12 protein-coding genes are annotated in these 11,289 nt (G+C 61.7%); 9 read left to right on the top strand and 3 right to left on the bottom strand.

What is annotated here, in order from left to right:
- Nucleotides 1-19: 19 nt before the first annotated feature.
- Nucleotides 20-253, bottom strand: a complete 234-nt coding sequence (locus tag ABD884_RS00660; protein ID WP_028265518.1) for a DUF3073 domain-containing protein — start codon at nucleotides 251-253, stop codon at nucleotides 20-22.
- A 221-nt stretch (nucleotides 254-474) separates the two neighbouring features.
- Here ABD884_RS00660 and ABD884_RS00655 point away from each other — a divergent pair, with 221 nt between their 5' ends.
- The gene (locus ABD884_RS00655; protein WP_345033621.1) at nucleotides 475-1,191 is read left to right on the top strand and encodes a septum formation family protein; all 717 of its coding nucleotides are present in this window, start codon (nucleotides 475-477) and stop codon (nucleotides 1,189-1,191) included.
- A 15-nt stretch (nucleotides 1,192-1,206) separates the two neighbouring features.
- Here ABD884_RS00655 and clpB read toward each other — a convergent pair whose 3' ends face one another.
- Complete coding sequence (gene clpB, locus ABD884_RS00650) at nucleotides 1,207-3,876, bottom strand: ATP-dependent chaperone ClpB (protein ID WP_345033610.1); 2,670 nt, start codon at nucleotides 3,874-3,876, stop codon at nucleotides 1,207-1,209.
- A gap of 158 nt (nucleotides 3,877-4,034) precedes the next feature.
- Here clpB and ABD884_RS00645 point away from each other — a divergent pair, with 158 nt between their 5' ends.
- From ABD884_RS00645 to ABD884_RS00635, 3 genes are read left to right on the top strand one after another with little or no spacing between them, the layout of a single operon-like run.
- Nucleotides 4,035-4,502 (top strand): SRPBCC family protein, encoded by a 468-nt coding sequence (locus ABD884_RS00645; RefSeq protein ID WP_345033599.1) that lies wholly within the window; start codon nucleotides 4,035-4,037, stop codon nucleotides 4,500-4,502.
- Nucleotides 4,503-4,518: 16 nt separating this feature from the next.
- Complete coding sequence (locus ABD884_RS00640) at nucleotides 4,519-5,388, top strand: DUF4031 domain-containing protein (protein ID WP_345033591.1); 870 nt, start codon at nucleotides 4,519-4,521, stop codon at nucleotides 5,386-5,388.
- The gene (locus tag ABD884_RS00635) at nucleotides 5,385-6,164 is read left to right on the top strand and encodes a 2-phosphosulfolactate phosphatase (RefSeq protein WP_345033582.1); all 780 of its coding nucleotides are present in this window, start codon (nucleotides 5,385-5,387) and stop codon (nucleotides 6,162-6,164) included. Before ABD884_RS00640 ends, ABD884_RS00635 begins: the two co-directional genes overlap by 4 nt.
- A gap of 36 nt (nucleotides 6,165-6,200) precedes the next feature.
- Here ABD884_RS00635 and ABD884_RS00630 read toward each other — a convergent pair whose 3' ends face one another.
- Complete coding sequence (locus tag ABD884_RS00630) at nucleotides 6,201-6,560, bottom strand: DUF1801 domain-containing protein (RefSeq protein ID WP_345033578.1); 360 nt, start codon at nucleotides 6,558-6,560, stop codon at nucleotides 6,201-6,203.
- A 329-nt stretch (nucleotides 6,561-6,889) separates the two neighbouring features.
- Between ABD884_RS00630 and ABD884_RS00625 the strand changes: the two genes are divergently transcribed.
- The 5 genes from ABD884_RS00625 to ABD884_RS00605 all read left to right on the top strand — a co-directional run bounded on the left by ABD884_RS00625 (nucleotide 6,890) and on the right by ABD884_RS00605 (nucleotide 11,179).
- Entirely contained in the window at nucleotides 6,890-7,444 is a 555-nt protein-coding gene (locus ABD884_RS00625; RefSeq protein ID WP_345033572.1) for a hypothetical protein, read from the top strand.
- A complete protein-coding gene (locus ABD884_RS00620) occupies nucleotides 7,441-8,580 on the top strand; it encodes a peptidoglycan-binding protein (RefSeq protein ID WP_345033570.1) in 1,140 nt (379 codons plus the stop codon). The genes ABD884_RS00625 and ABD884_RS00620 overlap by 4 nt, the downstream gene beginning before the upstream one ends.
- The gene (locus ABD884_RS00615; protein ID WP_345033566.1) at nucleotides 8,577-9,266 is read left to right on the top strand and encodes an ABC transporter ATP-binding protein; all 690 of its coding nucleotides are present in this window, start codon (nucleotides 8,577-8,579) and stop codon (nucleotides 9,264-9,266) included. The genes ABD884_RS00620 and ABD884_RS00615 overlap by 4 nt, the downstream gene beginning before the upstream one ends.
- Nucleotides 9,263-10,471 carry an ABC transporter permease gene (locus ABD884_RS00610; protein ID WP_345033561.1) on the top strand — a complete coding sequence of 403 codons (1,209 nt, stop codon included), beginning with the start codon at nucleotides 9,263-9,265 and terminating at the stop codon, nucleotides 10,469-10,471. The genes ABD884_RS00615 and ABD884_RS00610 overlap by 4 nt, the downstream gene beginning before the upstream one ends.
- A 93-nt stretch (nucleotides 10,472-10,564) precedes the next feature.
- Nucleotides 10,565-11,179, top strand: coding sequence for a M15 family metallopeptidase (locus tag ABD884_RS00605; protein ID WP_345033553.1), 615 nt, complete (start codon nucleotides 10,565-10,567; stop codon nucleotides 11,177-11,179).
- The last annotated feature ends 110 nt before the right edge of the window (nucleotides 11,180-11,289 follow it).

Raw genomic sequence — 11,289 nt, 5'->3', positions numbered from 1 at the left:
CACCTGATCGTTGCGACAGCTATCCGATACGGCGGGTGTCTACCTCGTCGTCATCGTCTTCCAAGTCCTGCGCGTACTTGTCCTCGTAAGCCGAGTAGTCCGGCTCCGGCGGATCGTCCGCGAATCGGCTCGTCGCACGACTTGATGGCCCTGTGAGCTCGCGCTGAAGGGCTGAATAGTCAGTGTTCGGGGAGTAGTACTTGATGTCCCGAGCCTGCTTGGTAGCTTTTGCCTTTTGACGGCCGCGCCCCATGGCGTGACCCCCTTTTGTACTTGGACCGGAGGTGGTCACCTTGGCTATCGGTGAGGCCCCGGAATGTTTGGTCAATTTGTCGTATGTCTAGATTACATGCTTTCTGGAGCGACTGCTTGCCACGACGTTCGTAAAAGCCGCGTCACAGTCCCAGCTGGCCATATCATCATTCGCCGGCATGGAAAACTTGGGTAGAGTCGCCCTAATATCGGGCCACACGCATGAGAGGCGCAAATTCGGACATGGGCCAGGACAACACCTTCCCGGGCAACAACGGTACAGGCGACGATGAGTCGCCGGTAGACCTTGCTTCAGGGGCCGAGGATCCGGCGGCGTCGGGCATCGACCCGGAGAATGGCGCACCTGACGGCCTCGAGCCGGGGAGCACTGTTCCCGCCGAAAAAGGCTCCCCGCTGCGAACCGCCCTTGACGTCATGACACGGCAGCGACTCATCATTGGCGGCATTGTACTGGCCGTGTTGATCCTCATCGGCGTGGTGATCTGGATCCTCGTGGGCGCGCTCGCCAACCGGCCTGTGGCCACCGCCACTCCCGAACCCGTCACGTCCACCAGCCGCGGCCCCCTTCCGGCGGACGTGGAGGCGAAGGACTACCAGCTGGGCGATTGCTTCGCGGATTTCGACTCCAACGCCACCAAGTCCAGGGTTGTGGACTGCACCACCGACCATTCCGCCCAGCTGGGCGCAATTTTCCGGTACAAAGCGGACGACACCTTCCCCGGCGCTACTGCCCTCCGTGACAAGGGGCGCGAAATCTGCCGTAACGTGATGTTCAACGAGGCCTCCACGAAGTACACACTCCTACAGCAGAATGTCTACCCGAGCGCCTCCAGCTGGGACAACGGTGATCGCCGCGTGGACTGCTTCATCGTTGTGAACTCTGGAAACACGCTCAAGGAATCCATCCTCCAGAAGTAGCCCCGCCAGCCCCAGCTAGTTCTTCCGCCGCACCTTGAGCCCGCTGCCCGCCGGGGCTCCGCCGCCAGGAACTGACAACGCTTCAAGCCCCGCAATGGTGAGTTCATCGACGTCGGCGGCGGTATCCACGAAAACCGTGTCACCGTCCGCTATATGCCCGGCAAGGATCTCCTTGGCCAAGCGGTCACCGATCTCGCGCTGGACCAGCCTGCGCAACGGACGTGCCCCGTAGGCAGGGTCATAGCCGGACATCGCGAGCCAAGCCCGGGCGCCGTCGCTGACCTCGAGAGTGAGCCGGCGGTCGCGCAGGCGCTTGGTCAGCTCGGCCACCTGTAGTTCAACGATCTTGGCGAGCTCCTCCACGCTGAGCGGATCGAAAAGCACAATTTCATCGAGCCGGTTAAGGAACTCGGGCTTGAAGGAAGCGTTGACCACGGCCATGACCGCATCCCGTTTAGCCGCCGCGTCCAAAGTTGGATCCACGAGGAACTGGCTGCCAGAGTTGGAGGTCAACACCAGGATGGTGTTCCTGAAGTCCACCGTCCGGCCTTGGCCGTCGGTGAGCCGGCCGTCGTCGAGCACTTGCAGGAGGATGTCGAACACCTCGGGGTGCGCCTTTTCCACTTCGTCGAGCAGGATCACGGAGTACGGACGGCGGCGGACCGCTTCGGTAAGCTGGCCGCCTTCCTCGTAGCCCACGTATCCGGGAGGGGCACCGACCAAACGGGCCACCGAGTGCTTTTCCCCGTATTCGGACATATCGATCCGCACCATGGCGCGCTCGTCGTCGAACAGGAAGTCAGCAAGTGCTTTGGCGAGCTCGGTTTTGCCGACGCCGGTGGGGCCCAGGAACAGGAACGAACCCGTAGGGCGATTGGGGTCGCTGATGCCCGCGCGGGCACGGCGGACGGCGTCGGAAACGGCGGCCACGGCCTGGGCTTGACCGATCAGCCGCTTACCCAGCTCTTCTTCCATATGCAGCAGCTTCTGGGATTCCGCCTGCAGCATGCGCCCGGCGGGGATGCCCGTCCAGGCCGAAATAACCTCGGCGATATCGTCCGCTGTTACCTCTTCCGCCACCATGAGGGCAGGCTTCGCTTCCCCCCTTGCTTCCCGGGCGGATTCTTCCTCGGCCGCTGCGTTCAGCTCGCGCTCCAGGGCCGGCAGTTCGCCATAGAGGATGCGGGAGGCGGCTTCAAGGTCGCCTTCGCGCTGGTACTTTTCGGCCGCGGAGCGAAGTTCGTCGATTTTCGCCTTGAGGTCACCAACGCGGTTCAGTCCGGCCTTCTCAGCTTCCCAACGGGCGTTCAGCGCTGCCAGAGCTTCCTTCTTGTCCGCCTTGTCCGCTCGGAGGGCGGCAAGGCGTTCCACCGAAGCGGCGTCGGTCTCTCGATCGAGGGCCAGCTCCTCCATGGTGAGCCGGTCCACGGCACGGCGAAGCTGGTCTATTTCCTCGGGAGCGGAGTCGATCTCCATCCGGAGCCTGGACGCGGATTCGTCCACGAGGTCAATCGCTTTGTCCGGCAGCTGGCGGCCCGAAATATAGCGGTTGGAGAGCGTGGCCGCAGCAACCAGGGCGGAGTCCGCGATAGCCACTTTGTGATGTGCCTCGTAGCGTTCCTTGAGGCCGCGGAGGATACCGATAGTGTCCTCGACGCTGGGCTCCCCCACGTATACCTGCTGGAAGCGGCGTTCCAGGGCAGGGTCCTTCTCGATGTTTTCGCGGTACTCGTCCAGGGTGGTGGCACCGATCAGGCGGAGTTCACCACGGGCAAGCATGGGTTTGAGCATATTGCCCGCGTCCATGGCGCTCTCACCAGTAGCGCCGGCGCCCACGACGGTGTGGATCTCGTCGATGAAGGTGACGATTTGCCCGTTGGAGTTCTTGATCTCCTCCAGCACTGCCTTGAGGCGTTCCTCGAATTCACCGCGGTATTTGGCTCCGGCCACCATGGACGCGAGGTCCAAGGCAATCAGGGTCTTCCCCCGGAGGCTTTCGGGGACGTCACCTGCCACCATGCGCTGGGCGAGGCCTTCCACCACGGCGGTCTTACCAACACCGGGCTCGCCGATCAGCACCGGGTTGTTCTTGGTGCGGCGGCTCAAGACTTGGATGACCCGCCGGATTTCGCTGTCCCGACCGATCACGGGATCCAGCTTGCCCGAGCGCGCAACGGCTGTGAGGTCGGTGCCGTATTTCTCCAGTGCCTGGAAGGTGTTCTCCGGATCCTGGGACGTGACTTTCCGGTCGCCACGGACGCCCGGCAAGGCGGCGAGAAGCGCTTCATGGGAGGCACCGGCGTCGCGCAGTAACTTTCCTACGGCGTCGCTCCCGGCGGAGAGTCCCAAGAGGAGGTGCTCGGTGGAGACAAAAGAATCGCCGAGCTTCTCGGCCTCGTTTTGGGCAGCCTGAATGGCCTGCATGGAGGGGCGGGAAAGCTGCGCTTGCTGCACGGAACTGCCCGACGACGACGGCAGCGCCTTGATCGCTGAGCTCGCCTGCACGCTCACGGCATCCGGGTCCGTGCCGGTGGCGCGCAAGAGCGCGACGGCGACGCCCTCGCGCTGGTCCATGAGTGCCTTGAGCAAGTGGGCAGGTTCCAGCTGCGGGTTTCCGGCCGTTGACGCGTTCATGGCCGCCGCGGAAAGAGCCTCCTGACTCTTGGTGGTGAACTTAACGTCCATGGAAGAGCTCCTTTCGGGAAGATGACGATTACTCAAAGTTGAGTCTACTATGCTCAACTTTGAGTAAGCGACCCTCCCGGTCCATGTTTGCCTACGGCGAAACTGCTGTCTATAGCACGCAGCGCACTGACTTCGACAAACCGCCGTACGATATGCACATGGCACCCTTCACAGTCACCCGCAATGCACTGATCCCCGCTGCCCCCGCCGACATTTTCCCCTTCGTCAACAGCTTCCACGAATGGACCAAATGGTCCCCGTGGGAGGCGGTTGACCCCAAGCTGAGCCGCAGCTACTCGGGCAACGAATCCGGCGTCGGAGCAAAGTACGCGTGGAGCGGCAACAACAAGGCGGGCACGGGCACCATGGAAATCGTCGGTTCGCAGGAACCCGGCAAGATCGACATCCGCCTGGAGTTCACCAAACCGATGAAAGCCATCAACCCGACTGCGTTCACGTTTGTGCCGGAGGGCGACGGGACCCGTGTCACTTGGACAATGACCGGCGAAAACAAGGGACTCGGCAAAGTCTTCGCCTTGTTCATGAATATGGACAAAATGGTGGGCGGCGACTTCGAAAAAGGCCTGGCCTCCCTCAGGACGGCAGTCACCCAGAAGAACTCGTAACCCTCGGACCCAGGCCATGGCTGTATACCTCGATCCGCCGCTGTGGCCCGCGCACGGGACCGTGTTCTCCCACCTCGTCTCGGACACTTCGATTGAGGAGCTGCACGCCTTCGCCGAGGCCGCGGGGATTCCGGAGCGGGCCTTCGACGGCGACCACTACGACGTCCCGGAGCGCCGCTACCAGGACCTCCTGTCCGCCGGCGCCATACCCGTGGAGGCCCGCATCTTGGTCCGCAAGCTGATCGCGAGCGGTTTGCGGATCCCTGCCCGCGAACGGAGCAAAGCCCTCACGGTACCCCTTCTGGAGCGCTGGAATTCAACGCTTCCGGGGCATGAGGAGCTGGGTTTCGAGCTCCTGGAACGCTGGGGCGAAGGGCACCGGAAGTATCACAGCCGCACGCATTTGTTGGCCGTCCTCGAAGCTTTGGACCTCCTCACCGGGCCCGCGCTCACCCCGCGCCCGGTAACCCTCGCCGCATGGTTCCACGACGCCGTCTATGAGGGAATCGCGGGGCACGACGAAGAACAATCGGCCACGTTGGCCGAGGACCGGCTCGCCATAGCAGGCCTTCCGAAGGCAGTGGTTGACGAGGTCGCCCGGCTCGTCAGGCTGACTTCCACGCACAGCCCCGAACCAGGAGATCACGCCGGCGCGCTCCTGTGCGACGCCGATCTCTCCATCCTCGGCGCAGAACCCGCCGCATATGCCCGCTACCTCAGCGCCGTCCGCCAGGACTACGCCCACGTCAGTGACGCCGACTTTGCCGCAGGCAGGGCCTCGGTGGTCAGGCAATTGCTTGCCCTGGATCCGCTCTTCCACAGCGAACGAGCCAAGGGTCTCTGGCTGGATGCCGCGCGCCGCAACCTGGCGGCCGAACTTTCATGACCACAGCGGCGGCGGTACACCGGCAGCTTCCGTTCGCGGTGAGGTTTGAATGGGGGCTCGACGGCGGCCGTGCCGTAGCGTCCGGGGCCCAACTCGCCGTGGTGGTTGACGTCCTCTCCTTCACCACATGTGTCAGTGTCGCCGTCGACCGCGGGGCGATGGTGTACCCCTACCTATGGAAAGATGCCGGAGCCGAGGATTTCGCAGCCCACCATGGTGCCCTGTTGGCCGGTCCAAGGGGAGGCGGTGGACTGAGCCTCTCGCCGTCGAGCCTGCGAGACGCCCCGGCCCTGGGCCGCGTGGTGCTGCCTTCGCCCAACGGATCGTCGATTGCCTACGAGCTCAGCCGGGACGTCCCGCTGATCGCGGCCGTGTCGCTGCGCAACGCAGCCGCCACGGCCGATTGGGTGGCGGCCGAACTACCCCGTGACGCGGTAGTGGCGGTGATCGCCGCCGGCGAGCGCTGGCCCGGCGGTTCGCTCCGGCCCGCTGTGGAGGATCAGATCGGGGCGGGCGCCTTCATCGCCGGACTCGCGGCCGCGGGGCGGGGCGGCTTCACCCCGGAAGACGGCAAGGAAGGTTTCTCTCCGGAGGCCGAGGCCGCGATGGCTGTCTTCAATGCTTCCGAGCCCCGACTCCGCGATGCTCTGCAAGAGTGTTCGAGCGGCCGGGAGCTGATCGGTGCCGGGTACCCCGACGACGTCGAGATCGCCGCCGAACTTGACGCCGGGGTCGCTGTGGCCCTGTTGAGGGAGGGTGCGTTCCGGCAACCCTGAGTATCCGCCAGGCCCGCGCGTCCCTTAAGCCCTCAGCTAGCCCTTGTCCTTGATCCAGCCCAAAACCACAGCTTCAAGCGCCGGTTTCTTTGCCTCGAAATCGGCGTCGTCCACGAACCGCGCGACCCGGGAAACCTCGCCGTCGCCCTCCAGCAGGCCCAGTTCATCAGCGATTGACGCGCCCTGGTGGAACATCAGGGTGACGTTCTTCTTTGATCGCGGAAAGAACGAGGCGATGTTCCCCTTGTAGATGAAGGTGGGCGCCTGCCATTTGATGGCCTCAGACAATCTAGGGTCCAGGGAGAGGATGAATTCCCTGATGCTACCGAGCAATTCGCGGTGCGGGTTGTCGTAGCGCTGAAGCCAAGTGTCCACTTCCGGATTTCGATCGCCCATGGCAGCAACCATAAGCCCGAGCAGAGCTGCGCGGGCCCACCTCCCGGAGTTCCCGCCGCTCCATTCATTCGGGATTCTTTGGTGCGTGGCTGTTACAACACCGTTCCAAGGGGCTTACAGGGGCGCCCTAGTTTGAAGGTGTGGGAAATGTCAGCGTCTGAATGGACGAGGCGTCCGTTACTTCGCTAGCGGACATGTCCAGGGACTTCAGCCATGAGGACCGTCATTCTCCCGGTGAGGCTGGTGCGAAAACGCCCCGCGGGCAGTCATCGCCTAGGGCCATCGGTTCGCATTGGCGCTGGTATGCGTTTACCGAAAACAGAAGGGATTTGATTGTTATGAGCATTAGGATGCACGGCCTGGGTAAGGCGCGGTTCACGTTCGTCTTGGCAGGTTTGCTCTGTCTAGGCTTGGGGGCCTGTTCGGCTCCCTCTCCGGCGTCTAGTAGTGGAGCCGGTTCGGGAGCTGATAAGACGGCGGGCAAGAGCACAGGCGCCGCGCAAACCAGAGACCAGTGGGACTTCGCTTACCGTTCTTGTCTCGCCAAGAAAGGTTTCGACTTGCCGAAGGATGGAAAGCCCGATTTCGGTGATCGACAGAGTGAGTATCTGAAGGCGGGCGATGCATGCGCAGGCGAGGTTGGTCCTCTGCCTGGGTCTGATGGTCCGAAAATGAGTGATGAGCAGATGCTCGAATTGGCACTGCAAATGACGAAGTGCCTGCGCGAAAAGGGCTACACCCTTCAGGATCCGAAACTTGGCGATGCTGTGGGGTCAAACACCCCCTATGAGGTCGATCGCAAGGACGAAAGCACCTGTGGGGAAGCGGCCGCCAAGAAGGGCGAGGAGATCGCGGCCAAGAACAAAGAGGCTGCCAAAAAATGAGAAGTGGCACCAAGCACGGCTCGGTACCAAGCGAGAACGCGCCGCCCGCCGTCGAAGATTCGAAGTCCCGGTTCTGGCGGTCGCGCAGGGTCCATATTGCTGTCGTAGCCGTATTGGTGACGGCCACGGCGGGGATAGCCATCGCGAACAACTGGCCAAGGGAGTCATCGGGCACCCCAAAATTGGCCAGCAGCGCTTCCACGGAAACGGCAAAAGTGGCACGGCAAACGCTTGCGGAAAAAGTCACCGTGCGCGGCACGCTCGGCTACGGTCCTGCCCGGGATCTGGCGTCCCGGGCCGAAGGGACGGTCACAGCCCTTCCTCCTGAAGGGCTGACGATTGCCCCCGGGGAGGTTTTGTACCGGATCAACGACCATCCTGTGGTGCTTGTCCCCGGCCTGCTTCCTGCATGGAGGACAATCGAGCCTGGAATGGGTCCCGGGGCCGATGTTAAGCAGATCGAGACGGCACTAGCTGGTTGGGGTTATTTTTCCGGGACCCCGGACGAGAATTTCACCGCTGCTACCGGAGCAGCTATCAGTGGGTGGCGCAAGGACAAAGGATTATCGGACGCGCGATCGCTGGGGTTTGGCGATTTTGTGTTCGCTCCCGGGCCGATTCGGGCCGCGGCGAATGCCGTTCAAGTCGGGTCCCAGGTCTCTGCTGGAACGCCAGTGCTGAAAGTGACTTCGCCGGACAGAGTGGTGAGCGTGAACTTCAAACCGGCCGAACAAGCTCTTGCCACCGTTGCTCGCGCAGTTCACGTCAATCTTCCGGGGAAGTCTTCCCCGGGGAAGATCACAGCAGTGGGGGCGGCGAAAACGACCCAAGAAAACGGGAAGGACGTCACAACAATCCCCGCCACCATCGTGTTGGACGCAACGGAAGACGCCGGGAAACTCCAGGAGTATCCGGTCTCTATTGATGTCAGCACCGATAAGCGCGAGAACGTCCTTACAGTCCCGGCCGCGGCCTTGATCGCACTGAGAGATGGGAACCTCGGAGTGGAAGTAGTACATGAAGGTAAACCAAATGACATGGTTCCCGTGACAACCGGCCTGTTCGCCGGCGGTTTTGTTGAAGTGACCGGTTCCGGGCTCGAAGACGGGCAAGACGTCGTGGTGCCTCAATCATGAAGGGGCAGCAGATTCATCTTGACCAGGTCTGCCGGGATCATGGGCCCACTGAGACGCGAGCCCTTGACCACGTTTCGTTGAGCATCGCGGCAGGTGAATTTGTCGGAATCACGGGCCCTAGCGGATCCGGGAAGTCCACCTTGTTGAACATCATGGGAACTCTCGACCGGCCGACCTCCGGGTGCGCCGTAATCGAAGGACGCGCAGTCGCTGATATGAGCGATGATGAGCTCTCGGCGCTCAGAGCACATCGCATCGGCTTCATTTTCCAGCAATTCCATCTGCTCGACGGCGCGACTGCGCTCGAGAACGTCGCTAACGGCATGTTGTATTGCGGTGTTGACCGTAGCTCCAGACGGCGCCGTGCGGCAGAGGCTCTGGATGCGGTTGGGCTCAGCCACCGGCGTGGGCACCGCCCTCATCAACTTTCCGGCGGAGAGCGCCAACGGGTTGCCATCGCGCGGGCCGTGGTCTCGCGTCCTCGCATTCTGCTGGCTGATGAACCCACGGGCAACCTGGATCGCAGCTCAGGTGCGGCCGTCATGGAGATTCTCCGCAAATTTCATAACGAGGGCACCACCGTGATTGTCATCACACACGATCCTGAACTCGCCGCGCAAATGCCACGACGGGTCAGCATCCAGGACGGCAAAGTCCTCGCAGACACACAAGGAACGCCACAATGATTCGTCCGACTAGCGAGGCGAAATCGAAGGTCACTTTCGCCGATCTCATTCGCATCGGCGGGGCTTCCCTCATGGCCAAGCCCTTACGTACCGTCCTCTCCGCGCTGGGCATCGCGATTGGCATCGCATCGATGCTCACGATCGTCGGGATTTCAAGTTCAAGTCAAGCCAAGCTCAACGAACAGCTTGCTAAGTTGGGAACAAATCTACTCACGATTGAACCGGGCAAATCTGTGGCAGCTGATGCCGATGGACTGCCTATCGGTTCGGCCGCCAAAGCGCGACGTATCGACGGCGTTCTAGACGCCAAAGAGGTCTCCCTGCTCACAGACCAACATGTTTACCGCAGTAGGATCATCGATCCGTTACAGAGCGAGGGAATTGATGTTTTGACCTTCTCAGCCGGTCTGGGTGAATTGCTCAACGCAACCCTAAAGGCGGGGCACTGGCCTAGTGGGCCTGAAGCTGCCTATCCAACCACGGTCTTGGGCGCAAGAGCCGCTGAGCGCCTGGGAATTGTGAGCCCTGGAAGCCAGATCGTTCTCGACGGCAGAGACATAACAGTGACCGGGATTCTGGAACCGTTGCCGCTTGCCCCGGAACTGGATACGGCGGCATTGATCGGACAAGAATACGGTAAAAATGTCTTGGGCTGGGATGGGCGGCCCACACGAATATATGAGCGCTCCACCGATTTCACTGTCCTGGAAGTGAAAGATCGCCTTCCCAAAACGATTAATCCCCAGTCTCCGCTAGGTGTTGAAGTGTCCCGACCTTCGGAGGCGCTGGCGGCAAAGACCGCCACTGACGCGGCCTTCAATGGGCTTCTGTTTGCACTCGGCGGCATTAGCCTGTTGATTGGGGGTATTGGCGTGGCGAACACGATGATCATTTCCGTGATTGAACGTCGTCAAGAAGTCGGTCTCCGCCGCGCACTCGGCGCAACCCGATCCCACATCCGTTTCCAATTCCTCCTCGAGGCTCTTCAACTTTCCGTCTTGGGAGGCCTAGCTGGAATATTAGTCGGCACCGCGAGCCTCTTTGCAATCTCCGCTGCCAACGGGTGGCCACCAACAATTCCGCCTTCGACTATCGCATCCGCCATCGCGAGTACCTTGGTCATCGGGCTCATTGCCGGGATCTATCCTGCGACGCGGGCCTCGAACATCCCACCAACCACGGCTCTGGCGGGCGCCCCGCAGTAAAAAGGCAGCCAAGTGGCACTTCTGCCCTGAGCTGTAGCGCGGCGGTTACATTGCTGCCTCTAGGCCCGGACATCTGATTCATACCGTGAGTTCATGAACGCCCTGCGACCCCAAGAAACGATCCTCGCCGCACTGACCTGCCTTCTACTCACCTCTGGTTGTTCGGCGGCGGACGTCGCCACGGATCACGCCTCAACCCCATTTTCGAGGTCCACTTCGAGCCCTATCCCTATTTCCGGTCCCACTTCCAGCCCCACGACGGGCCCGGTTGGACCTTCTGACGGTGTTCTGCCAGAGGGACAGGCTGCCACCGGGACGGGCCTGCCCGGAATCGACAAACTTGATGCCCAGCTGCTCGAAGCGCTCCGCCGTGCTTCCGCAGACGCAAAGTCCCAGGGCATTGCGATCGTCATCACTTCCGGATGGAGGAGCGAACGATACCAACAATCGCTTCTTGACGAGGCGATCACCAACTACGGCAGTAAAGAGGAAGCCCTCCATTGGGTCTCTTCTCCAGAGAAGTCGTCGCATGTATTAGGAAAGGCGATTGATGTCGGGCCAACTTCGGCCGCTGACTGGCTAATTCAGCACGGAAGCAGTTACGGCTTGTGTCAAAGTTATGCGAATGAAATGTGGCATTTTGAGCTCACTACCCGGCCGGGGTCCGTTTGCCCTGCACCCGCCGCGAGTCCGAATCAATCCAAATAGACTGTACGCACCCCACGTTACGGGGATCCACAGCACGGAAGACACTTCGTCCCCGCCGAGATTTCGGCAGCTAGCCCCGGCAGTTCGGTTCGGACGCAGCCATCATATTT

The sequence above is a fragment of the Arthrobacter methylotrophus genome, assembly GCF_039539965.1.
Lineage (GTDB): Bacteria > Actinomycetota > Actinomycetes > Actinomycetales > Micrococcaceae > Arthrobacter > Arthrobacter methylotrophus.
Note: the sequence above shows the minus strand (reverse complement) of the source record. Positions and strands in the feature narration are given on the sequence as shown.

What these genes read in the sequence shown, in the direction of transcription:
- ABD884_RS00660 (WP_028265518.1), bottom strand. Translation starts at nt 253, where the DNA reads ATGGGGCGCGGCCGTCAAAAGGCAAAAGCTACCAAGCAGGCTCGGGAC.
- ABD884_RS00655 (WP_345033621.1), top strand. Translation starts at nt 475, where the DNA reads ATGAGAGGCGCAAATTCGGACATGGGCCAGGACAACACCTTCCCGGGC.
- clpB (WP_345033610.1), bottom strand. Translation starts at nt 3,876, where the DNA reads ATGGACGTTAAGTTCACCACCAAGAGTCAGGAGGCTCTTTCCGCGGCG.
- ABD884_RS00645 (WP_345033599.1), top strand. Translation starts at nt 4,035, where the DNA reads ATGGCACCCTTCACAGTCACCCGCAATGCACTGATCCCCGCTGCCCCC.
- ABD884_RS00640 (WP_345033591.1), top strand. Translation starts at nt 4,519, where the DNA reads ATGGCTGTATACCTCGATCCGCCGCTGTGGCCCGCGCACGGGACCGTG.
- ABD884_RS00635 (WP_345033582.1), top strand. Translation starts at nt 5,385, where the DNA reads ATGACCACAGCGGCGGCGGTACACCGGCAGCTTCCGTTCGCGGTGAGG.
- ABD884_RS00630 (WP_345033578.1), bottom strand. Translation starts at nt 6,560, where the DNA reads ATGGGCGATCGAAATCCGGAAGTGGACACTTGGCTTCAGCGCTACGAC.
- ABD884_RS00620 (WP_345033570.1), top strand. Translation starts at nt 7,441, where the DNA reads ATGAGAAGTGGCACCAAGCACGGCTCGGTACCAAGCGAGAACGCGCCG.
- ABD884_RS00615 (WP_345033566.1), top strand. Translation starts at nt 8,577, where the DNA reads ATGAAGGGGCAGCAGATTCATCTTGACCAGGTCTGCCGGGATCATGGG.
- ABD884_RS00610 (WP_345033561.1), top strand. Translation starts at nt 9,263, where the DNA reads ATGATTCGTCCGACTAGCGAGGCGAAATCGAAGGTCACTTTCGCCGAT.
- ABD884_RS00605 (WP_345033553.1), top strand. Translation starts at nt 10,565, where the DNA reads ATGAACGCCCTGCGACCCCAAGAAACGATCCTCGCCGCACTGACCTGC.